Raw genomic sequence first — 22,246 nt, forward strand, 5'->3', positions numbered from 1 at the left:
ACTGCGCCGCCGCCGCCCCCAACGTCGACGCCGCACTCGCCGGCCCGGCGAACACCAACGTCACACCCGCCGCGGTCACCGCCGCCGCAGTGACTGACATCAACGCGATCACCGGCCGACGGGACCGACCCGTTCCGGTACCGCTCGAAATCTTCATGATCTTGCCACCTCTCGCACAGGGGATCGGGCGAACCCCGACGGGCGGATCGTCAGGATGAGAACCGGGTGGGCGGCGAGCTCGACGCGCGGGATCCCGCGTCCGGGCGCCGGGCTACGGTGTTGCCCCACCGACGGACCGGGACCGGTCCGCTCGCCCGTCCAGTTGTTAACGACAACATCTCCCCGACCAGTGGCAGTGGCCATCCGGACAGAGATGCCGAGAACGTTAACATTGATACATCTAAATTATCAACGAGTCTCGGCCGATCCGGGGGCCGGCCGGTTGATCACCAGAAACCACGCGCCACACCTCGTGGGCGAGGTCGGTTGACCACCCGGGGCACGTCCCGCCCCCGCCCCCACCGGCCGCCGTCCGGGACCCCGGAGAGACGGGTTGACCTGCGTCGATGCGGTGCACCAGGCGGAACGTCCGGCATGTTACCCAAGCGTTACGTAATGCGCCGTTGACCCTCCGATTGTTAGCGATAACACTGGGCGTCGCCGGCGTTGCCAGCCCCTGTCCGGCAGGTGCGGGATCCCCCCGTTCGACGTACCTGCCAGATCACCCGATGGGCGGCCCCCGACGCCGCGAGGACAACCGGTCGCGTGGGATCCGGCCGGCCATATCTGCGGCATCAGGATGGGGAGGACAGCAGATGAAGTTCGTACGGCTTTCGGCCGCGGCCGGCGCCGTGCTGCTCGCGGCGGCACTGACCGCCTGCGGGTCCAGCACCAAGTCCGGCGACAAGGAGGGTGACTCCGGCTCCAACGCCGGTGCGTTGGTCGGTGTCACCATGCCGACCAAGTCATCCGAGCGTTGGGTGCACGACGGCGACAACCTGCGGACCGCCCTGGAGAAGCTCGGCTACAAGGTGGACCTCCAGTACGCGGAGGACGACATCCCCACCCAGGCCAACCAGGTCGAGAACCAGATCACCAAGGGCGCGAAGCTGCTCATCATCGCCTCCATCGACGGCACGACGCTCTCCACGCAGCTCCAGCAGGCCGCGGACAAGAAGGTCAAGGTGATCGCCTACGACCGGCTGATCCGCAACAGCCCCAACGTCGACTACTACACCACCTTCGACAACTTCAAGGTCGGCGTGCAGCAGGCCACCTCGCTACTGGTGGGCCTGAAGCTGAAGAACGCCGACGGCTCCGACGGCACGGCCAAGGGCCCGTTCAACGTCGAGCTGTTCGCCGGCTCGCCGGACGACAACAACGCCACGTTCTTCTACAACGGCGCGATGTCGGTCCTGCAGCCGTACATCGACAAGGGCACGCTGGTGGTCAAGAGCGGCCAGAAGGACTTCAAGACCATCGCGATCCTGCGCTGGAAGGCGGAGACCGCCCAGGCCCGGATGGAGGACCTGCTCACCAAGACCTACAGCGGTGGCGCCAAGGTCGACGGCGTGCTCTCGCCGTACGACGGGCTGTCCATCGGCATCCTGTCCGCGCTGCGGAGCAACGGCTACGGGACGAAGGGCCAGCCGTACCCGGTGGTCACCGGGCAGGACGCCGAACTGACCTCGGTCAAGTCGATCGTCAAGGGCGAGCAGTACTCCACCATCTTCAAGGACCTGCGCAAGCTCGCCAGCGAGACCGCGAAGATGGCCGACCAGGTGCTGAAGGGCCAGAAGCCCGAGGTCAACAACGAGAAGGACTACGAGAACGGCAACAAGATCGTTCCCACGTACCTGTTGCAGCCGGTGATCGTCGACAAGACGAACTACCAGAAGGAACTCATCGAATCCGGCTACCTCACCCAGTCGCAGCTGACGTCCTAGACCGGACGGGGGTCGGTCTCCCCGGGCGTCCACCGCCCGGGGAGACCGACCCGACTCATACGTACGCCCGTGACCGGCCCGGCGAAGAGAGCAAGACATGACCGACCACATCCTCCGGATGCACGGCATCACCAAGACGTTCCCGGGCGTCGCCGCGCTCTCGGACGTCTCGTTGTCCGTCCGTCGGGGCGAGATTCACGCGATCTGCGGCGAGAACGGCGCCGGCAAGTCGACCCTGATGAAGGTGTTGTCCGGGGTCTACCCGCACGGCGGCCACGACGGCACGATCGAGTTCGACGGGCAGCCCTGCGAGTTCCACAACATCCGGGACAGCGAACAGCGCGGCATCGTCATCATCCACCAGGAGCTGGCCCTGTGCCCGCAGTTGTCCATCGCGGAGAACATCTTCCTCGGCAACGAGCGGGCCGGCCGTGGACTGATCGACTGGCACCGCACCAATCACGAGGCGGCCGAGTTGCTCGACCGGGTCGGCCTGCGGGAGAACCCGGTGACCCCGGTGCTCGACATCGGCGTCGGCAAGCAGCAACTGGTCGAGATCGCGAAGGCGCTGTCCAAGAAGGTCCGCCTGCTCATCCTCGACGAGCCGACCGCCGCGCTGAACGACGACGACTCCGCGCACCTGCTCAACCTGCTGCGCGGGCTGCGCGACGAGGGCATCACCTGCGTGATCATCTCGCACAAGCTGAATGAGATCGCCGCGATCGCCGACTCGATCAGCATCCTGCGCGACGGTCGGATGATCGAGACGCTGGACATGCACACGGACGAGGTGACCGAGGACCGGATCATCTCCGGGATGGTGGGCCGCGACCTGGACCACCGGTTCCCGCCGCACGAGCCGACCATCGGCGACGAGGTTTTCCGGATCGAGAACTGGACGGTGCACAGCCCGACCCAGCGCGGCCGGACCGTGGTCTCGGACGCCAGCCTCTTCCTGCGGCGCGGAGAGATCGTCGGGCTGGCCGGGCTGATGGGTGCCGGCCGGACCGAGTTGGCGATGAGCGTCTTCGGCCGGGCCTACGGCACCGGCATCTCCGGCCGGATCATCAAGGACGGCAAGGAGATCAAGCTGAACTCGGTCACCGACGCGATCGAGCACGGCATCGCGTACGTGACCGAGGACCGCAAGCGGTACGGCCTGAACCTGATCGAGGACATCAAGCGCAACGTCTCGGCGGCCGGCCTGCGCCGGCTCGCGAAGCGCGGCTGGGTGGACGGCAACGAGGAGTTCCGGGTGGCCGAGGACTACCGGCGCAACCTGGGCATCAAGGCGCCGAGCGTGCTCAGCGTCACCGGCAAGCTCAGCGGCGGCAACCAGCAGAAGGTCGTGCTGGGCAAGTGGATCTTCACCGACCCGGACGTGCTGATCCTCGACGAACCGACCCGCGGCATCGACGTGGGCGCCAAGTACGAGATCTACACGATCATCAACCGACTGGCCGACGAGGGCAAGGCGGTGCTGGTCATCTCGTCGGAGTTGCCCGAACTGCTGGGCCTCTGCGACCGCATCTACACGCTCGCCGCAGGCCGGACGACCGGAGTGGTCGACCGGGCCGACGCGACCCAGGAACGCCTCATGCAGTTGATGACCCAGGGAACAGGAGTGGCCCCGCGATGAGCAGCGTCGCACCCACGAACAGCACGGTTCCGGTCGAGTCGCCCGAGCTCGCCGGGCCGGTGGAACCGGACGGCGGTCCGCGCCGGCGGCTGTCGGTGAACCTCCGGCAGAGCGGCATCTACGTCGCCTTCGCGTTGATCGTCGCGCTTTTCGCGGTGCTCACCGACGGCGCGCTGCTGGAACCGCAGAACATCTCCAACATCATCGTGCAGAACTCGTACGTCCTGGTGCTGGCCATCGGCATGATCCTGATCATCATCGCCGGGCACATCGACCTGTCGGTCGGCTCGGTGATGGGGGTGACCGGCGCGGTGGCCGCCGTGCTGATGGTCAACCTGCACGTGCCCTGGCCGCTGGCACTGCTGCTCACGCTGCTCACCGGCGCGGCGATCGGCGCCTGGCAGGGCTACTGGATCGCCTACTTCGGCATCCCCGCGTTCATCGTGACCCTGGCCGGCATGCTGCTGTTCCGCGCGCTGACCCTGACCACGCTCGGCAACCAGGGCATCGGCCCGTTCCCGGACCCGGTACGAACCCTCGCCAACGGCTTCACCGGTAGTTATCTGGGCAACATCGGGCTCGGCCCGCTGGACGGCGCGGACCTGTTCAGCCTGCTGGTCGGCGTGGTCGTGGTGGCCGGCCTGGTGCTGCAGCGGTGGCGGGACCGGACGGCCCGGCTCGGCTACCGGCAGACCGTCGAACCGCTGCCGGTGTTCGTGCTGAAGCTGGCGCTGGCGGCCGCGGTCATCCTGACCGTGGTGGTGCAGCTCGCCCGGTTCAAGAACCTGCCGTGGGTGCTGGTGCTGCTGGCCGTACTGGTGCTGGGGTACTCGGTGCTCACCAACCGGGCCGTGTTCGGACGGTGGATCTACGCGGTCGGCGGCAACCTGCAGGCGGCCACCCTCTCCGGGGTGAAGGTCCGGTCGGTGGCCTTCTGGATCTTCGTGAACATGGGCGTGCTCTCCGCGCTGGCCGGGATCATCTCCGCCGGCCGGCTCAACCTGGCCGGACCGACCGCGGGCAACGCGGCCGAGCTGGACGCCATCGCGGCGGCCTTCATCGGCGGCGCCGCCGTGCAGGGCGGCGTCGGCAAGGTGGTGGGCGCGATCACCGGCGGCCTCATCATGGGTGTGATCAACAACGGCATGTCGCTGATCGGCGCGCCGAGCGACCGGGTCATGCTGGTCAAGGGCGTGGTGTTGCTGGCCGCGGTGGCCTTCGACGTCTGGTCGAAGCGCCGCGCGGGCCTGGTCAACCGCTGACCGCCGCGACGGGGCCCGGCCATCGGGGTCGGGCCCCGTCTCCTGTCCGGCCCCTACCCCGCGGGATGATCCGGATGCTGCTCCGTCACCTACTCCGGACGCCCCCGGCAGCGGGGTGGGTGCCGTCGACCCGCAGCCGGTAGCCCCGCTTGACCACGGTCTCGACGTAGCGGGACGAGCCGAGGGCCGCCCGCAGTCGCACCACGGCCATGTCCACGGCGTGACCGTCGGCGGCCCGGGGCAACGCCGCGGCCAGGTCGGCCCGGGACACCACCGCCCCGGGCCGGTCCGCGAGCGCGGTCAGGATCGCCATGGTGGCCGGGGCGAGCAGCCGGACGGCGCCGTCGACCAGCACCGCGTGCCCGCGCAGTTCCAGCTCGGTGCCGGCGACCGGGAGCCGGCGGGCCCGCCGGGGCAGCTCGTCGGTGACGGCCCGGACCAGGGCGCCCAGTCGGGCCCGCTCGGGCACCAGGGTCGGCACCCCGGCGGTCCGCAGCGGCGCCGCGGTGACCGGCCCGACGCAGGCGGCCAGCACCCGATCGGTGAACAGCTCCGTGGCCGCCGTCCCGGCCACCTCCAGCAGCGTCCGCACGGCCGGGGCGCTGGTGAAGGTCACCGCGTCGACCTGGCCGGCGAGGATCTGCCCGACCAGCCGGCGGAGCGGGCCGACGTCGGCCGGCGCCGCCCACCGGTACACCGGAACCTCCACCACCTCCGCCCCGGCCGTCCGCAGCGCCGTCACGAACTCCTCCTGCGGGCCGCCGTGCAACTGGACGGCGACCCGCCGGCCGGCCACCCCCTCGGCGAGCAGTTCGCGCAGGATCTCCTCGCACGACTCGGTCGGCGCCGCCCACTCCTCGCTGAGCCCGGCGGCCCGGATCGCGCCGCACGGCTTGGCCCCCCGGGCGTACAGCCGGGCCCGGTCCAGGCCGCCCCGCAGCGGCTCACCGACGCCCCACCCCTCGGCCGCCTCCAGCCAGCCCCGGAAGCCGATGCCGGTGGTGACAACGACGGTGTCCGGCGGCCGGCGCAGGCACTCCTCGGTGGCCTGCCGCAGGGCCACGTCGTCGCGCAGCGGCACGATGGTGATCGCCGGGGCGGTGACCACCCGGGCGCCCCGGCGTTCGAGCAGGGTCCGCAGCTCCGCGCTCCGGCGGTCGGCGGTGACGGCCACCGTGAACCCGGTCAACGGTGCCGGTTCATCGGCCGTCCGGCCGGCGGCGGTCACCGGACCGCCACCTCCACCAGGCCGCCCCGGACCCGCGCCGGATACACCGGCACGGCCACGTCGGGCACGTCCAGGCAGTGCCCGGTGTCCAGGTCGTACGCCTGCTTGTGCATCGGGGACGCGACCACCGCCCGGTCACCACGGGTGCCGACGATGCCCCGGGACAGCACGTACGCGCCGGAGAGCGGGTCGTGGTTCCCGATCGCCCGTACCCCGTCGTCGTGCAGCCGGAAGACCGCCACCTGCGTGCCGTCCAGCAGCGCGGCGGCACCCCGCTCGGGCAACAGGTCGGCCAGCCGGCAGACGGTGACCCAGCGGGTCGTACCGGCGACCGGACCGGCCGCGGTCGGCGCGACAGACACGGTCGGCGCGGGAGACACGGTCGGCGCGGTGCCCGCCGCGGACGCCGGGGTCATCGCCGCACCGCCGGCAGGCCGAGGGCGACCGGACCGCCGGCGGGTACCGGCTGGTTTCGTTCGACGGCGAACGAGATGGACGGGTCGGGTGTGCCGGGCTCGTTGACGAACGAGACGAACCGGCGCAGCTTCTCCGGATCGTCCAGCACCGCCCGCCACTCGTCGGCGTACGAGCCGATGTGCCGTTCCATCGCGGCGTCCAGGTCGGCACAGATGCCCAGGCTGTCGTCCACGACGACGGCCCGCAGGTGCTCCAGCCCGCCGTCCATCGCCTCCAGCCAGGCGGAGGTGCGTTGCAGCCGGTCGGCGGTGCGGATGTAGTACATCAGGTAACGGTCGATGGTCCGGATCAACTCCTCGGTGTCCAGGTCGGAACGGAACAGCTCGGCGTGCCGGGGGCGGAACCCGCCGTTGCCGCCGACGTAGAGGTTCCAGCCGGTCTCGGTGGCGATGACGCCGAAGTCCTTGCCACGCGCCTCGGCGCACTCCCGGGCACAGCCGGAGACCGCCGCCTTTATCTTGTGCGGCGAGCGCAGGCCGCGGTAGCGCAGTTCGAGGGCCACGGCCAACCCCACCGAGTCCTGTACGCCGTACCGGCACCAGGCCGAGCCGACACACGACTTCACCGTGCGCAGCGCCTTGCCGTACGCGTGCCCGGACTCGAAGCCCGCGTCCACCAGCCGGCGCCAGATCGCCGGCAACTGCTCCACCCGGGCCCCGAACAGGTCGATCCGCTGACCGCCGGTGATCTTCGTGTAGAGCCCGAAGTCGCGGGCCACCTCGCCGATCACGATGAGCCGGTCCGGGGTGATCTCCCCGCCGGGTATCCGGGGCACCACCGAGTAGGTGCCGTCGCGCTGGATGTTGGCCAGGAAGTGGTCGTTGGTGTCCTGCAGGGCGGCCTGTTCGCCGTCCAGCACGTGGCCGTTGCCCAGCGAGGCCAGGATCGAGGCCACGGCCGGCTTGCAGATGTCGCAGCCACGGCCGGTGCCGTAGCCGGCCACCAGCTCGGAGAAGGTCCCAATGCCGCGTATCCGGATCAGGTCGAACAGCTCCTGCCGGGAGTGCTCGAAGTGCTCGCACAGCGCGCGGGACTGCGCCACGCCGGCCTCGTCCAGCAGCGTACGCAGCAGCGGCACGCACGATCCGCAGGTGGTGCCGGCCCGGGTGCACGCCTTCAGGCAGCCCACGTCCGCGCACCCGCCGCCGATCGCGGCCAGCACCTGGTCCTTGCTGACCGCGTTGCAGCTGCACACCTGGGCCGACCCGGACAGCGTCACCGCGGGCGCGCCCGCGGACAGGAAGTCGGCCAGCTTGCCGGGCACCGGCCCGCCGACCGCCGACCGCAGCGCCGGGTACGCCGACACGTCGCCGACCAGGATCCCGCCGAGCAGCGTCCGGGCGTCGTCGGTGAGCACCAGCTTGGCGTAGATGCCGCTGGCCGGGTCGGCGTACACCACGTCCAGCGGGCCGGTGGTGGCGCCGAAGCTGCCCACGTCCACGCCGAGCAGTTTGAGCTTGGTGGAGGTGTCCGCGCCGCCGAACCGGGCGTCCCCGTCGAGCAGCCGGTCCACCACCACGTCCGCCATCGCGTACCCGGGGGCGACCAGGCCGTAGCAGCGGCCGTCCACCGCCGCGACCTCGCCGATCGCGTAGACCCGCTCGTCGGCCGTGCGGCAGGTGTCGTCCACCAGCACGCCGCCGCGCTCACCCAGCGGCAGCCCGGCCGCCCGGGCCAGCTCGTCGCGGGGCCGGACGCCGGCGGCGAAGACCACCAGGTCGGTGTCGAGGGTCAGGTCGGTGGCGGTGGACACCCGCAGCCGGCCGTCGTGGTCGGTGACGCCGGTGACGCCGGTGCCGCAGTGCACCGCGATGTCCAGCTCCTCGATCCGCCGCCGCAGCATCCCGCCGCCACCCTGGTCGACCTGCATCGGCATCAGGTGCGGGGCGAACTCCACCACCGAGGTACGCAGGCCCAGCAGACGCAGCGCGTTGGCCGCCTCCAGGCCGAGCAGCCCGCCGCCGACCACGGTGCCGGTGGTCCGGCCGGCCGCGTACGCCCGCAGCGCCGCCAGGTCGTCCAGCGTGCGGTAGACGAAGCAGCCGGGCCGGTCGGTGCCCGGCACCGGCGGTACGAACGGCCGCGACCCGGTCGCCAGCACCAACACGTCGTACGGGTACGTCCCGGCCGCCGTGTGGACCACCCGGGCCTCCCGGTCGACCTCCGTCGCCGGCTCGCCGAGCCGCAGGTCCACCCCCGCAGGTACGCCCAGCGGGGCGAGGGTCAGCTCCTCCGCGCTGACGCCCTCGAACCAGGCCGACAGGCGGACCCGGTCGTAGGCCCGCCGGTTCTCCTCGGCCAGCACCGTGACCGACCAGCGCCGGTCGACGTCCCGGGCGGCGAGGGCCTCGATGAACCGCTGCCCCACCATGCCGTTCCCGATCACCACGAGTCTCATTGGAAACTCACCTCCTCGTTGGATTCCGCTCGGCTCGTCACCTCTCCCGGCTCGGTCGACTCCGCCGACGCGAGCCAGTCGACGATGCCGGTCACCGCGTCCCGGCAGCTGCCGCAGCCGGTGGTGGCGCGGGTGGCCGCCACGATCTCCGGGACCGTCCGGGCACCGGCCCGCCAGCCCGCCGTGATCGCCGCCTTGGAGACCGAGTTGCACCGGCAGACCACCGCCTGGGCGGGCAGGAACGCCGGCGTCTCGGCCCGGGTCGGCGCGGCGGCGCCGAACGACCGGCCGAGCAGCAGCGACCGCCGGTCCGCCGGCACCTCGGCGTCCCGGTCGAACAGCTGCACGACCGTGCCGACGCTCGGGTTCTCGCCCAGCAGCACCGCACCGGCCAGCCGGTCGTCGCGGATCACCAGCCGGGCGTACGTGCCCCGGGCCGGGTCGGCGAAGCTGACCACCTCGGCGTCCGGGTGGTCGGCGGTCACCGAACCCATCGCGGCGACGTCCAGCCCGGCCGCCTTGAGCCGGGTGACGGGTCGGGTGCCGCGGTAGCGGGCGGCGCCGCCGGTGAGCCGGTCGGCCACCGTGGCGGCCTGTTCCCAGGCCGGCGCGACCAGCCCGTACACCGTGCCGTCGTGCTCGGCGCAGTCGCCGATCGCGTACACGTCCGGATCGCTGGTCCGCAGCGCGTCGTCGACCAGCACGCCGTGCCGCACGGCCAGCCCGGCCGCCCGGGCCAGGGCGGTGTCCGGCCGGACCCCGCAGGCCAGCACCAGCAGGTCGGCCGGGACGGTGCCGCCGTCGGCGAGGTCGAGCGCGGTGCCGGTCCAGCCGACCGCGCGGGCACCGAGCCGGACCCGCACGCCGAGCCGGCCGAGCACCCGGGCGAGCACCGCGCCGCCGTCCGGGTCGAGCTGCCGATCCATCGGGTACGACCCGGCGTGCACCACGGTCACGTCCAGTCCCCGGCCGGCGAGCCCGCGGGCGGCCTCCAGGCCGAGCAGCCCGCCACCCAGCACGACGGCGGTCCGGGCGGTGGCCGCCCCGGCCAGGATGCCCCGACAGTCGTCGAGGGTGCGGAAGACGTACACGTTGTCGGCGTCCAGGCCGGACAGCGGCGGGTCGACCGCGCGGGCCCCGGTGGCCAGCACGAGGGCGTCGTACTCGACCGCCTCGTCGGCGGTGACCACCACCCGGCGGGCCAGGTCGACGGCGGTGACCGGGGTGCCGAGCCGGACGTCCATCCCGGCCGGCGGCGCGGCCATCGCCAGGTCGTCCTCGGTCACCCGCCCGGCCAGCAGCGTCGACAGCATGAGCCGGTTGTACGGCGCGTGCCGCTCGGCGCCGAAGACGGTGACCTTGACGTCCCGGTCCCGCGCGTGCAGCTCGGTGGCCACCCGCGCACCGGCCATCCCGCACCCCACCACCACAGCCCTCACGCCGGCCGCCCCGCGCCCACGACCGGGTCGCCCGCCGTTCGCGGCCCCGACCCGCCCGCCGGGGCACCCGCCGCCCGGGGCCGCACGCGGGTCAGGCGGGCGGCGGCGAGCTTGAACTCGGGCATCCGGGAGGTCGGATCGAGGGCGTCACCGGTCAGCGTGTTGGCCCGGCCCGGCCCGGCGTAGTGGAACGGCATGAAGACGGTGTCCGGGCGGATCGTCGTGCTGAGCCGGGCCGGCGCGACCGCGGTGCCGCGCCGGGTGCTGATCTCGACCGGTTCGCCGTCGGCGATGCCCAGCCGGTCGGCCAGTTCGGTGTGCAGCTCCACGTACGGCCCACCGGGCAGCGCGGCGATCCGGCGGGTCTGCGCGCCGGACTGGTACTGGGTCAGTTGCCGCCCGGTGGTGAGGTAGAGCGGGTACTCGTCGTCCGGCAGCTCACCCGGCGCCCGGTGGTCGACCGGCACGAACCGGGCCCGGCCGTCCGGGGTGGCGAACCGGTCGAGGAACATCCGTGGCGTGCCCGGGTGCTCGGGCGTGGGGCACGGCCAGAACACCCCGCCCTCGGCGTCGATCCGCTCGTAGCTGATCCCCGCGTAGTCGGCCGGGCCGCCCGCGCTGGCCCGGCGCAGTTCGTCGAAGACCACCCGCGGGTCGGCGCTGGTCGGCGCGCCGAGCCGGCCGGACAGCTCGGCCAGCACGGCGAGATCGGTGCGGACCGACCCGGGCGGCGGGCGTAACCGGCGCCGGCGGATCACCCGGCCCTCCAGGTTGGTCATCGTGCCGTCCTCCTCGGCCCACTGGGCGGTGGGTAGTACCACGTCGGCCAGCTCGGCCGTCTCGGACCGCACCAGGTCGGCCACCACCAGCAGGTCCAGGGCGCACAGCCGGTCGGTCACGGTGGCGGCCCGGGGCGCCGACACCACCGGGTTGGAGCCGAACACCAGCAGCCCGCGGGCGCCGCTCGGCGTGCCGAGCGAGCTGAGCAACTCGTACGCGGACGGGCCGGGACCGGGCAGGTCGTCCGGGTGGACACCCCAGACGGCGGCCACGTGGGCGCGGGCCGCCGGGTCGTCGATCCGCCGGTAGCCCGGCAACTGGTCGGCCTTCTGCCCGTGCTCCCGGCCACCCTGGCCGTTGCCCTGCCCGGTGAGGCAGCCGTACCCGGAGCCCGGCCGGCCGGGCAGCCCGAGGGCGAGGGCCAGGTTGACGAACGCGGAGACCGTGTCGGTGCCGGTGCTGTGCTGCTCGGCGCCCCGGGCGGTCAGCACGACGGCCCGGTCGGCGTCGGCGAGCTGCCGGACGGTGGCGTACAGGTCGGCCACCGGCACGCCGGTGAGCCGTTCCACTCGGGCCGGCCACCACTGGGCCACCACCCGGCGTACCTCGTCGTAGCCGGTGGTCCGGGCGGCCACGTAGTCGGCGTCGACCAGGCCCTCCCCGATCGCGACGTGCAGCAGGCCGTTGGCCAGCACCAGGTCGGTGCCCGGGGTCGGTTGCAGGTGCAGGGCGGCCAGCCGGGCGGTCGCGCTGACCCGCGGGTCCACCACGATCAGGCGTCGGTCGGCGAGGTGCCGGACGAACGGCGGCATCGTCTCGGCCGGGTTGGCGCCGACCAGCAGTACGGTGTCGGCCGCGGCGATGTCGGCGACCGGGAACGGCAGTCCCCGGTCGAGGCCGAACGCCCGCAGGCCGGCCGCCGCGGCCGAGGACATGCAGAACCGCCCGTTGTAGTCGATGGTGCGGGTCCGCAGGGCCACCCGGGCGAACCGGCCCAGCGCGTACGCCTTCTCGTTGGTCAGGCCGCCGCCGCCGAACACGCCGACGGCGTCCCGCCCGTACCGCTGTTGCAGGTCACCGACGGCGGTGACGATCCGGTCGAGGGCCTCGTCCCAGCCGGCCGGGCGCAGCCGGCCGGCCGCACGGACCAGCGGGGTGGTCAGCCGGTCCGGGTGGGTCAGCAGGTCGGCGGCCGTCCAGCCCTTCTGGCACAGCCCGCCCCGGTTGGTGGGAAAGTCCCGGCCGGCCACGGTCACCGCGCCGGCCGCGCCGGTCCGGAGCGTCATCGCGCACTGCAGCGCGCAGTACGGGCAGTGGGTGTCCGCCGAGGTCATGTCGACGATGCTGCTCATCGCTGGTTTCCTCCCACGCAAAGGCGTGTTACGGGTCGGAAAAGGGGAGATCACCCCGCGGTCAGACCGCCGCCTCGGCCAGGCTGGGTGCCCGCCGGACCAGCACGGTGCGCAGGTAGAACCACCAGGTGACCACCAGGCAGACGGCGTAGCCGGCCAGGAAGACCAGCAGGGCCGCGTCGATGGATCCGGTCCGGGCGATCGACGTGCCGAAGCCGCGCGGGATGAGGAAACCGCCGAGCGCGCCGACCGCCGCCGCCAGGCCGATCACCGCGGCGGCCTCGGTACGGCCCCGGGTCGCCGCCTCGGGGGTGTCGCCCAACCGCTGGACGGCCCGGATCCGGAAGATCGCCGGGATCATCCGGTAGGTCGACCCGTTGCCGACCCCACTGGCCACGAAGAGGACCAGGAAGGCGGTGAGGAACGGCGCGAACCGGTGCGCGGTCAGCGCGGCGAGCACCCCGCCGACCCCGCCGGCCATCAGCAGGAAACTCGCGGCGGTGATCCGGGCGCCGCCGAACCGGTCGGCCAACCAACCGCCCGCGGGCCGGGTGAGCGACCCGACCAGGGGGCCCAGCGCGGCGTACAGCACGCCGGAGACCTCGGGGAACTCCGACTTGATCAGCAACGGCAGGGCGGCCGAGTAGCCGATGAACGACCCGAACGTACCGATGTAGAGGCCGGACATCACCCAGGTGTGCCGGTCGGTCAGCACGCTCATCTGCCGGCGCAGGGGTGCCCGGGAGACGCTGAGGTTGTCCATGAACAGCGCCGCGCACACCGTGGCGACCAGCACCGGCGCCAGCCACAGCAGGGGCGCGTTGGCCAGGTGCGGACCGGCGCCGGTGGCGCCGAGCACGGCGAACCCGACGGCCAGCGGTACGGCGAACTGGACGACGGCGACGCCGAGGTTGCCGCCGGCCGCGTTCAGGCCGAGCGCCACGCCCTTGTGCCGCTCCGGGTAGAAGTACGAGATGTTCGCCATCGACGAGGCGAAGTTGCCGCCGCCGAGCCCGGCGGTGGTCGCCGCCACCGCGAACATCCAGTACGGCGTGCCGGGGTTCAGTACGCAGGCCGCCATCAACCCGATCGGCAGGACGAGCAGCGCGGCCGACACGGTGGTCCAGTTACGGCCGCCGAACCGGGCCACCGCGAGCGTGTACGGGATGCGCATCACCGCCCCGACGAGGTTGGGCAGGGCCACCAGCCAGAAGAGCTGGTCGACCGAGAACCGGAAGCCGGCCGCGGGCAGGTGCACCGCGACCGCGCTCCAGAGCAGCCAGACGGAGAAGCCGAGGTGTTCGACGATGATCGACCAGACGAGGTTGCGGCGGGCCACCCGACGGCCGGTGTCCGCCCAGAACTTCTCGTCCTCCGGGTCCCAGTGCGAGATCCACCGCCCGGTGGCGGGCGGGGCGGCGGAGGTCTGGGCCGACAGCGTGGTTGTCATGCCCGGTACGGTCCGCACCGCACGTTGCGGTCCGATGACCGGGGACGTGCCGACGGTGTGAAATGGTCGTCACCACCGTCCGCCCGGCCCTGTGAGGGCACGGCCCGGGCCGCGCTGTCGGTCCCGCCTGTACCGCGACGCCGGTTCAGTGAACCTTTTTCAACCTGAACCGCGCGGTGCGCAAGCCGCGTCTTCGACCTCGGCCGACGCCGGAGCGCAAGAGGAGGTTGAAAAAGGTTCAGTCTTCGCGGACGCCGGCCGCCGGGACGGGGACGTCGGCGCCGAGCAGGCCCTCGGCCCGCAGCGCGGCCCAGAGCCCGGCCGGGATCGGCCGGTCCAGGTTGTCGACCGCGTCGGTCACCTGGTCGGGGCTCCGCATCCCCAGCAGCACGCTCGCGACCGCCGGATGGCCGAGCGGGAAGCGGGCCGCGGCGGCCCGCAGCGGTACGTCGTGCGCCGCGCAGAGTTCACCGATCCGCAGCGCCCGGGCCAGGGTCTCCGGCGGCGCCGGCCGGTAGTCGTAGCTGGCCCCGGGGCGCGGGTCGGCCAGCAGCCCGGAGTTGAAGGCGCCGCCCACGACGATCGACACGCCGCGCCGGAGCGCCTCGGACAGCAGGTCGACCAGTCCGCTCTGGTCCAGCAGCGAGTAGCGGCCGGCCAGCAGCACCACGTCGATGTCGGTCTCCCGGACGAACCGGGCCGGCACGGCGCTGGAGTTCATCCCCACGCCGATCGCGTCGACCATCCCCTCCGACCGGAGCCGCTCCAGGGCCGGGTACGCCTCGGTCAGCGCCGGCGACACGTGGTCGTCGGGATCGTGCAGGTAGACGATGTCGACCCGGTCCAGGCCCAGCCGGTGCAGGCTCGACTCCAGGCTGCGGCGTACCCCGTCGGCGGTGAAGTCCCAGACCCGGCGGTGGCTGGCCGGTACGGCGAACCCGCCCGCGGCCAGGTCGTCGCCCCGGACCTCGGCGACCGGCTCCAGCAACCGGCCCACCTTGGTGGAGACCGTGTACTCCGGCCGCGGCCGGTCGCGCAGCGCGGCGCCGAGCCGGCGTTCGGACAGGCCGAGGCCGTAGTGCGGGGCGGTGTCGAAGGTACGGATCCCGCCGGCCCAGGCGGCGTCCACCGCGGCGGCGGCCGTCCCGTCGTCGACGACGCCGGCCAGGTTGCCGATCCCGGCCGCGCCGAAGGACAGTTCGGTGGTCCAGGCCCGGCTCGTACCGAGCGGCAACCTGCGCATGTTTTCCCCTTCAGGGTCGGGCGGGCAGCCGGAGCCCGACTATCCCGCCGTCGACGGCCAGCGCCGTACCGGTGACCGAGCCGGCCGCCGGGCCGGCCAGGTAACCGATCGCGGCGGCGACCTCGTCGGCCGTCACCAACCGGCCGGTGGGCTGCCGGCCGAGCAGCGCGGCCCGCTCCGCAACCGGGTCGGCGGCCCGGTCGAGCAGCCGGCCCACCCAGGGCGTGTCGGCCGTGCCCGGGTTGACGCAGTTGACCCGGATGCCTTCCGCCACGTGGTCGGCGGCCATGGCCAGGGTCAGCGCGAGCAGGGCCCCCTTGCTGGCCGCGTAGAGCGCCCGGCCGGGCGCCCCGACGGTCGCCACGAACGAGCAGGTGTTCACGACGGCGGCGTGCGCCGACGCGCGCAGGTGCGGCAGCGCCGCCCGGGTGACCCGGACGGCGCCGAGCAGGTTGACGTCGAGGACCTGGTGCCACTGCTCGTCCGGGTTGTCCTCGACCGTACCGACCGCACCGATGCCGGCGTTGTTGACCACGATGTCGATGCCGCCGAGGGTCGCCGCGACGGATTCGACGGCGGCCCGGACCCCGGCGTCGTCGGTGACGTCCACCCGCAGCGCGAGCAGCGGCTCCGGCAGGTCCCGCGGGTCCCGGTCCAGCACCGCGACGGCCGCTCCCCGGCGGTGCAGCAGCCGGGCGGTGGCCAGCCCGATCCCGGAGGCGCCGCCGGTCACCAGGGCGCGCAGTCCGGCGAACTCCCCGGCCGTACCCGTCGGGCCGGCCACGGACCCGTCGGCGGCGGTCATCAGGCCTGCCCCACGATCTGGCGCTGCCGGCCGAGTCCGTCGATCTCCAACTCCAGGACGTCCCCGGCCCGCAGGTACGGGGCGTCCGGGCGGCCCAGGGCGACGCCGGCCGGCGTGCCGGTGTTGATCACGTCACCGGGTTCCAGCACCAGGTACTGGCTGAGGTACCAGATCAGGTACCGGACGTCGAAGACCATGTTCCCGGTGTGGCCGTGCTGACGCGGTGTGCCGTTGACCCACAGCCGCAGTCCCAGCCCCTGCGGGTCGGCTACCTCGTCGGGGGTGACCAGCAGCGGACCCAGCGGGTTGAACGTCTCGCAGGACTTGCCCAGGTCCCACTGGCCGGAGAACTCGAGTTGGAACTCGCGCTCGGACACGTCGTTGCTGATCGCGTAGCCGGCGATGACGTCGTCGGCCGCGGCCGGCGAGTCGAGGTAGCGGGCCTTCCTGCCGATGACGACGGCCAATTCGACCTCCCAGTCGGTCTTGCGCGATCTCCTCGGCACCAGCACCCGGTCGTACGGTCCGATCACGGTGGCCGGGTCCTTGAGGAAGACCACCGGCCGGTCGGGTACCGGAGCACCCGTCTCGGCGGCGTGGTCGCGGTAGTTCAGCCCGATGCAGACGACCTTGCCGGGGCGGGCCACCGGCGCGCCGACCCGGACCGGTGACTCCTCGCCGGTGAGCTGGACGCCGAGCACCTCGGGCAGGTCGCCGGCGGCCAGCGCGGCGCGCGCCCGGGCCACGCCGTCGCCCGCCAGGAAGGCGCCGCAGATGTCCGGGGTGAGGGACGAGAGATCCCGGAACCGGCCGTCGGCGTCCCGCACCGCCGGCCGCTCGGCACCGGGTGGTCCCACGCGCAGCAGTCGCATCAGCGGGCCAGCCAGCCACCGTCGACCGGGATGACCGTCCCATGCACGTAGGCGGCGGCGTCGGAGGCGAGGAACACCGCGACACCGGCCAGGTCCCCGGGTCGGCCCCACCGGCCGGCCGGTATCCGCTCCAGGATGGACCGGTTGCGCTCGGGCTGGTCGCGCAGGGCCTGAGTGTTGTCGGTGGCGATGTAGCCGGGGGCGATCGCGTTGACGTTGACCCCGTGCGGCGCCCACTCGTTGGCCAGCGCCCGGGTCAGCCCGGCGATGCCGGACTTCGCGGCGGCATAGCCGGGCACCGTGACGCCGCCCTGGAAGCTCAGCATCGACGCGGTGAAGATGATCTTCCCGGCGCCGCGCCGGAGCATGTCCCGGCCGACCTCGCGGGCGAGCATGAACGGGGCGTTGAGGTCGACCTCCAGCACGTGGTCCCAGTCCGCGTCGGTGTGCTCCGCCGCGGGTGCGCGCCGGATCGTGCCGGCGTTGTTGACCAGAATGTCCACCGGCCGCTCCCGCCCGGCCAGCCAGGTCGTGAGGTCGCGGACGGCAGCCCGGTCGGCCAGGTCCGCCCGGTACGGCACGAACGAGCGGCCGTGGGCCGTCACCCGCTCGGCCACCTCGCTGCCGCTGGCCTCCAGGGACGCGCTGACCCCGACGACGTCGGCCCCGGCCGCGGCCAGCCCGTCCGCGATCGCCAGGCCGATCCCCCGCCGGCAACCGGTCACCACGGCCAGCCGGCCGGTCAGGTCGAACGGATTCACCCGACACCCCCACAGTCGATGAGCACCTTGACGTCGCCGCCGGCCTCCAGCGCGGCGAAGGCCCGCCCGACGTCCTCGATCGGAACGATCCGGGAGATCAGCCGGCTGGTCGGCACCCGTCCGCTGCGGACCAGCCAGACCGCCTCCGCGTAGTCCTCCCGCTGGTAGACCCGGACCCCGAGGACCTCCAACTCCCGCCAGAAGATCCGGTGCAGGTCGACCTCGCGCGGCGTGGGGTGGATCGCCACCACCACCAGCCGGCCACGTACCGCCAGCAGGTCGGTGGCGATCCGGACCCCGGCGGCGGAGCCGGACACCTCGAACACGACGTCGGCCCCGGCGCCCCCGGTGCTTTCCAGCACCTGCCGGGCCACGTCGACGGCCGTCGGGTCCACGACGGACAGACCCAGGTCCGCGGCCACCGCGCGCCGGTGCGGGTCGAGTTCCAGTACGGTCACCGTGGCGCCGGTGGCCTGGGCGACCTTGCCGATGAGCAACCCCACCGGGCCGGCGCCGATGACGACCGCGTGCTCGCCGGCCGTGAGCCGGGACCGGCGTACGTCGTGCACGGCGACCGCGGTCGGTTCGATCAGCGCGGCGTGGTCGAGGGGCAACTCCTCGGGCAGCGGCACCAGGACCCGGGCCGGCACGGTCCAGGAACTCTGCATCGAACCGGTGGAGTCGATGCCGATGAAGGTGAGCCGGTGGCAGATGTGGGTGTGCCCGGCGCGGCAGGCGGGGCACTCGCCGCACCAGTCCAGCGGCATCACGGTGACCGGGTCACCCACCCGGTGTCCCTCGACCCCGTCACCGAGTTCGGCGATCCGGCCGGACATCTCGTGCCCGATCACCGCGGGTACGCGTACCCGGTGGTCCATCGCGCCGTGCAGGACGTGCAGGTCGGTCCCGCAGATGCCGGTGTACGCCACGTCGATGCGGACCTCGCCCGGTCCGGGCGGCACCGGATCGGTGTCCTGGACGGTCATCTTGCGGTCGCCGACGTAGTGGGCGCTGCGGGTCATCACTCTGCTCCGTCGTTCGTCGTCGGCCGTCGGTCCGCGCTCTCGTCGCTGTCGTCGCTGTCGTCGGCGAGATGCCAGACCTCGCGCATCGGGGCCCACCAGTGGCCGGAGCCGGGTTCGGCGAGCGACTGCTGGCACGGGTCGGTCAACGTCCACCAGGCCCGGGTCTGCGGATCGGCGGCGATCCGGGCCTGGTCCGCCGCGTGGTCCTCGCCGACGTACTCGTAGTAGCCGAACAACAGGTCGTCGTGCAGGAAGATGGTGTAGTTGCGGATGTTGGCCGCGCGCAGTGTCTGCTCGACGGCGGGCCAGACCGCGGCGTGCAGCCGCAGGTAGGTGTCGCGGTGTTCCGGTCGGAGCCGGATCACCGAACCGTAGCGTTGCATGGCATGCCTCCCGGCAGTACGAGGCCCTTGACGACGGCATACATATGATGTCTTTATAGTGGAGGTGCCGCGGATGTCCGGCGGCGCATTCAGGCAGCGCGCCCGCCGCGGTAGCGGACCTCCGGGCCGGCGGCGAAGGAGACCACCGTGGCGTTGACCGACGAGGCGATCGCCAAGATCCGCGGCCTGATCCAGAGTGGAGAGCTGCCCCCGGGCACGCGACTGCCGCCGGAGCAGCAACTCGCCGCGCAGATGGGCCTGTCCCGCAGCGGCGTGCGCGAGGCGGTGAAGGTGCTCGAGTCCGCCCGGGTGCTCGACGTGCGCCGCGGCGACGGCACGTACGTCACGAGCCTCGCCCCCCGGCTGCTGCTGGAGGGCCTCGGCCTGGCCGTGGAGCTGCTGCGCGACGACACGCTGCTGGAGGTCATGGAGGTACGCCGGCTGCTGGAACCGGTGGCGACCGGCCTGGCGGCGCTGAGCATCTCCGACGAGCAGCTCGACGAACTCGGCCGCATCCTCGACGAGATGCGCTCGGCGGCCGACGACGCGGAACAGCTCATCCGGTTCGACACGACGTTCCACCACACCGTCATCACCGCCACCGGCAACGAGACGCTCACCTCGCTGCTGGCCGGGCTGTCCGGCCGTACCGTCCGGGCCCGGGTGTGGCGGGGGCTGATCGAGGGCAACGCGGCGCACAAGACCATCGACGAGCACCAGGCGATCTACCTGGCGCTGCGCTCGCGCGACCAGCTGCTCGCCCAGGCCAGCGCGCTGCTGCACGTCAACACCTCCGAGGCGTGGCTGCGCGCGGTGCTGTCCAGCTCGGCCACCGCCCCGGGGGAGTGAACCGGCCGCCGACCGTCGACGCGGCCGGGCGTACCCGATCGGTCTCACGCCGTGTCCCGCGCGCCGGTCGGTCCGGCGGCCCGTTCCCCGGGCGCCGGGGCTCCGCCCGCGGGCCCGGCTGCCGCGTCCGGTGGCCCGGTCAGGCGGTAGGTCCGTAGGGCGGTGCCGGCGAAGATGTCCCGCCGCTGCGCCGCCGACAGCGGCGGCAGCGCCGCGCGCAGCGCGGCCAACACCCCCGGGTAGTCCGCGGCGAGCAGACAGACCGGCCAGTCGGAGCCAAACATCAGACGTTCGGCGCCGAACTCCGCGACCGCGACCTCGACGAACGGACCCAGCGACTCCGGTGTCCAGCCGGGACCGGCCTCGGTGACCAGCCCGGACAGCTTTCCCGCGACGTTGGGGTTGCCGGCCAACTCCGCCAGCGGTCCACGCCAGTCGCGCAGCCCGGCCGCGCCCTGGTCGATGCGCGGCTTGCCGAGGTGGTCGAGGACGAACCGGAGTTCCGGCAGGGCCCGTGCCGCCCGGGCCGCCGACGGGATCTGGTCGGCCCGGATCACCAGGTCGAACACCAACCCGGCCGCGCCGATCGCGGCCAGCCCGCGGCGTACGTCGGGACGGTCCAGGTAGTCGGGATCGTCCTCGCCCTGCACCTGCGCGCGGACGCCGACCAGCAGGTCAGCACCGGGCAGCCGGCGGTAGCGCGCGACGGTGCCCGCGACGTCCTCGGCCGCGACGTCGATCCAGGCCACCACCCCGAGGATGGCCGGGGTGTCGGCGGCCAGGCCGAGGAACTCCGGCACCTCGTCCGGATGGCACCGGCCGCCCTCGACCAGGACGGTGCCGGACACCCCGGCCGCGGTGATCTCGGCGGTCAGGTCGGCGGGCGTGAACGGGCGGCGGATGGCCGCCAGCCCCGGCTCGTCGAGCCAGTGGTAGCCACGCTCGGGCTGCCACAGGTGGTGGTGCGCGTCGATGATCATGCGATCTCCGCGGTGGTGGCGGGTTCGGTCGTCCGGTCCGCCGCACCGTCCGCCCACTGCGGTCCGTCCGGGAACCGGTACGCGGTCAGGGTCTCGGCGACGATCTCCGCGCTCATGCCGGGCACGGTGGGCGCCCGGTACCGTCCACCGCTGATCCGGACCGGGTCGACGAAGTGCTCGTGCAGGTGGTCGACGTACTCGATGGCCCGGTCCTCGGTGCTGCCGCTGACCGCCACGAAGTCGAACATGGCCAGGTGCTGGACCAACTCGCACAGGCCCACCCCGCCGGCGTGCGGGCAGACCGGTACGCCGAACTTCGCGGCGAGCAGCAGCACCGCCAGGTTCTCGTTCACGCCCGCGACGCGGCAGGCGTCGATCTGCACCACGTCCACCGCCGCGGCCTGCAGCAACTGCTTGAACACCACCGCGTTGTGCACGTGTTCGCCGGTGGCCACCTTGACCGGGGCCAGGGCCCGGCGGATGGCGGCGTGCCCGAGCACGTCGTCCGGCGACGTCGGTTCCTCGATCCAGTACGGGTCGAACCGGCGCAGTTCGCGCATCCAGCCGATGGCGTCCGGCACGCCCCAGATCTGGTTCGCGTCGACCGCGATCCGGACCTTCGGCCCGACGGCCTGCCGGGCGATGCCCAACCGGCGTACGTCGTCGGTCAGGTCGCCGCCCACCTTGAGCTTGATCAGGTCGTAGCCGGCGTCGACGGCCTCCCGGCACAACCGGGCGAGCTTCTCGTCGTCGTAGCCGAGCCAGCCGGGGGTGGTGGTGTAGGCCGGGTACCCCTCGGCGAGCAGGATCCGTTCCCGCTCGGCCCGACCGGGCGCCGCGGTACGCAGCAGGGCGAGCGCCTCGTCCTCGGTCAGCGCGTCGCGCAGGTAGCGGAAGTCGACCTGGCCGACCAACTGCTCCGGGGTGAGGTCGGCGAGCAGTTTCCACAGCGGCTTGCCGGCCCGCCGGGCGGCGAGGTCCCAGACCGCGTTGACCAGGCCGCCGGCGGCCATGTGCACGACGCCCTTCGCCGGGCCGAGCCAACGGATCTGGCTGTCGCCGACCAGTCGCCGGGACAGTTCGCCCGGGTCGGCGATCAGCTCGTCGACCGGCTGGCCGACCACCATCGGGGCGAGCGAGCGGACCGCCGCGACGGCGAGTTCGGTGCCCCGGCCGACGGTGAAGACCAGCCCGTGCCCCTCGGCGCCGGCGGTGGTCCGCAGCACGACGTAGGCGGCGGAGTAGTCCGGGAACGGGTTCATGGCGTCGGACCCGTCCCGGTGCCGGGAGGTGGGGAACCGTACGTCGAGGGTGTCCACGGACGAGATGCGTTCGGTCACCGGTGCTCCTGAGGTGT

The 22,246-nt window shown here is 72.9% G+C and carries 18 protein-coding genes; 4 read left to right on the forward strand and 14 right to left on the reverse strand.

The window, feature by feature from the left end:
* The first annotated feature begins 815 nt into the window (after positions 1–815).
* From chvE to mmsB, 3 genes are all read left to right on the forward strand, one after another.
* The gene (chvE, locus tag ACFOX0_RS31915; protein WP_377552992.1) at positions 816–1,946 is read left to right on the forward strand and encodes a multiple monosaccharide ABC transporter substrate-binding protein; all 1,131 of its coding nucleotides are present in this window, start codon (positions 816–818) and stop codon (positions 1,944–1,946) included.
* A gap of 109 nt (positions 1,947–2,055) precedes the next feature.
* On the forward strand, positions 2,056–3,585 hold the full coding sequence (mmsA, locus tag ACFOX0_RS31920; RefSeq protein WP_449288879.1) for a multiple monosaccharide ABC transporter ATP-binding protein: 1,530 nt from the start codon (positions 2,056–2,058) through the stop codon (positions 3,583–3,585).
* Positions 3,582–4,847, forward strand: a complete 1,266-nt coding sequence (gene mmsB / locus ACFOX0_RS31925; protein WP_377552996.1) for a multiple monosaccharide ABC transporter permease — start codon at positions 3,582–3,584, stop codon at positions 4,845–4,847. Before mmsA ends, mmsB begins: the two co-directional genes overlap by 4 nt.
* Positions 4,848–4,932: 85 nt before the next feature.
* Here mmsB and ACFOX0_RS31930 read toward each other — a convergent pair whose 3' ends face one another.
* The 12 genes from ACFOX0_RS31930 to ACFOX0_RS31985 all read right to left on the reverse strand — a co-directional run bounded on the left by ACFOX0_RS31930 (position 4,933) and on the right by ACFOX0_RS31985 (position 19,060).
* A complete protein-coding gene (locus ACFOX0_RS31930; protein ID WP_377552998.1) occupies positions 4,933–6,075 on the reverse strand; it encodes a uroporphyrinogen-III synthase in 1,143 nt (380 codons plus the stop codon).
* Entirely contained in the window at positions 6,072–6,491 is a 420-nt protein-coding gene (gene nirD, locus ACFOX0_RS31935; RefSeq protein WP_377553000.1) for a nitrite reductase small subunit NirD, read from the reverse strand. The genes ACFOX0_RS31930 and nirD overlap by 4 nt, the downstream gene beginning before the upstream one ends.
* Complete coding sequence (gene nirB, locus ACFOX0_RS31940; protein ID WP_377553002.1) at positions 6,488–8,950, reverse strand: nitrite reductase large subunit NirB; 2,463 nt, start codon at positions 8,948–8,950, stop codon at positions 6,488–6,490. Before nirB ends, nirD begins: the two co-directional genes overlap by 4 nt.
* Complete coding sequence (locus tag ACFOX0_RS31945) at positions 8,947–10,389, reverse strand: FAD-dependent oxidoreductase (protein WP_377553004.1); 1,443 nt, start codon at positions 10,387–10,389, stop codon at positions 8,947–8,949. The genes nirB and ACFOX0_RS31945 overlap by 4 nt, the downstream gene beginning before the upstream one ends.
* Positions 10,386–12,521 (reverse strand): molybdopterin oxidoreductase family protein, encoded by a 2,136-nt coding sequence (locus tag ACFOX0_RS31950; RefSeq protein WP_377553005.1) that lies wholly within the window; start codon positions 12,519–12,521, stop codon positions 10,386–10,388. The genes ACFOX0_RS31945 and ACFOX0_RS31950 overlap by 4 nt, the downstream gene beginning before the upstream one ends.
* A gap of 61 nt (positions 12,522–12,582) precedes the next feature.
* On the reverse strand, positions 12,583–13,971 hold the full coding sequence (locus ACFOX0_RS31955; protein ID WP_377553007.1) for an MFS transporter: 1,389 nt from the start codon (positions 13,969–13,971) through the stop codon (positions 12,583–12,585).
* A 238-nt stretch (positions 13,972–14,209) separates the two neighbouring features.
* Positions 14,210–15,214 (reverse strand): aldo/keto reductase, encoded by a 1,005-nt coding sequence (locus tag ACFOX0_RS31960; RefSeq protein ID WP_377553009.1) that lies wholly within the window; start codon positions 15,212–15,214, stop codon positions 14,210–14,212.
* Between the two features lie 10 nt (positions 15,215–15,224).
* Positions 15,225–16,019 carry an SDR family NAD(P)-dependent oxidoreductase gene (locus ACFOX0_RS31965; protein ID WP_377553011.1) on the reverse strand — a complete coding sequence of 265 codons (795 nt, stop codon included), beginning with the start codon at positions 16,017–16,019 and terminating at the stop codon, positions 15,225–15,227.
* Complete coding sequence (locus tag ACFOX0_RS31970; RefSeq protein WP_377553013.1) at positions 16,019–16,891, reverse strand: fumarylacetoacetate hydrolase family protein; 873 nt, start codon at positions 16,889–16,891, stop codon at positions 16,019–16,021. The genes ACFOX0_RS31965 and ACFOX0_RS31970 overlap by 1 nt, the downstream gene beginning before the upstream one ends.
* Complete coding sequence (locus ACFOX0_RS31975) at positions 16,891–17,652, reverse strand: SDR family oxidoreductase (protein ID WP_377553015.1); 762 nt, start codon at positions 17,650–17,652, stop codon at positions 16,891–16,893. The genes ACFOX0_RS31970 and ACFOX0_RS31975 overlap by 1 nt, the downstream gene beginning before the upstream one ends.
* Complete coding sequence (locus ACFOX0_RS31980; RefSeq protein WP_377553017.1) at positions 17,649–18,674, reverse strand: zinc-dependent alcohol dehydrogenase; 1,026 nt, start codon at positions 18,672–18,674, stop codon at positions 17,649–17,651. The genes ACFOX0_RS31975 and ACFOX0_RS31980 overlap by 4 nt, the downstream gene beginning before the upstream one ends.
* A complete protein-coding gene (locus tag ACFOX0_RS31985) occupies positions 18,674–19,060 on the reverse strand; it encodes an L-rhamnose mutarotase (protein WP_377553019.1) in 387 nt (128 codons plus the stop codon). Before ACFOX0_RS31985 ends, ACFOX0_RS31980 begins: the two co-directional genes overlap by 1 nt.
* 147 nt (positions 19,061–19,207) lie before the next feature.
* Here ACFOX0_RS31985 and ACFOX0_RS31990 point away from each other — a divergent pair, with 147 nt between their 5' ends.
* Positions 19,208–19,909 carry a FadR/GntR family transcriptional regulator gene (locus ACFOX0_RS31990; protein ID WP_377553021.1) on the forward strand — a complete coding sequence of 234 codons (702 nt, stop codon included), beginning with the start codon at positions 19,208–19,210 and terminating at the stop codon, positions 19,907–19,909.
* Positions 19,910–19,953: 44 nt separating this feature from the next.
* Here the strand turns inward: ACFOX0_RS31990 and ACFOX0_RS31995 are convergent, their stop codons facing one another.
* Together ACFOX0_RS31995 and ACFOX0_RS32000 are read right to left on the reverse strand one after the other, a co-directional pair.
* Positions 19,954–20,889 carry an amidohydrolase family protein gene (locus tag ACFOX0_RS31995; RefSeq protein ID WP_377553023.1) on the reverse strand — a complete coding sequence of 312 codons (936 nt, stop codon included), beginning with the start codon at positions 20,887–20,889 and terminating at the stop codon, positions 19,954–19,956.
* Entirely contained in the window at positions 20,886–22,229 is a 1,344-nt protein-coding gene (locus tag ACFOX0_RS32000; protein WP_377553025.1) for an enolase C-terminal domain-like protein, read from the reverse strand. The genes ACFOX0_RS31995 and ACFOX0_RS32000 overlap by 4 nt, the downstream gene beginning before the upstream one ends.
* Positions 22,230–22,246: the final 17 nt, after the last annotated feature.

The organism is Micromonospora zhanjiangensis (assembly GCF_042650605.1).
Taxonomy (GTDB): Bacteria; Actinomycetota; Actinomycetes; order Mycobacteriales; family Micromonosporaceae; genus Micromonospora_J; species Micromonospora_J zhanjiangensis.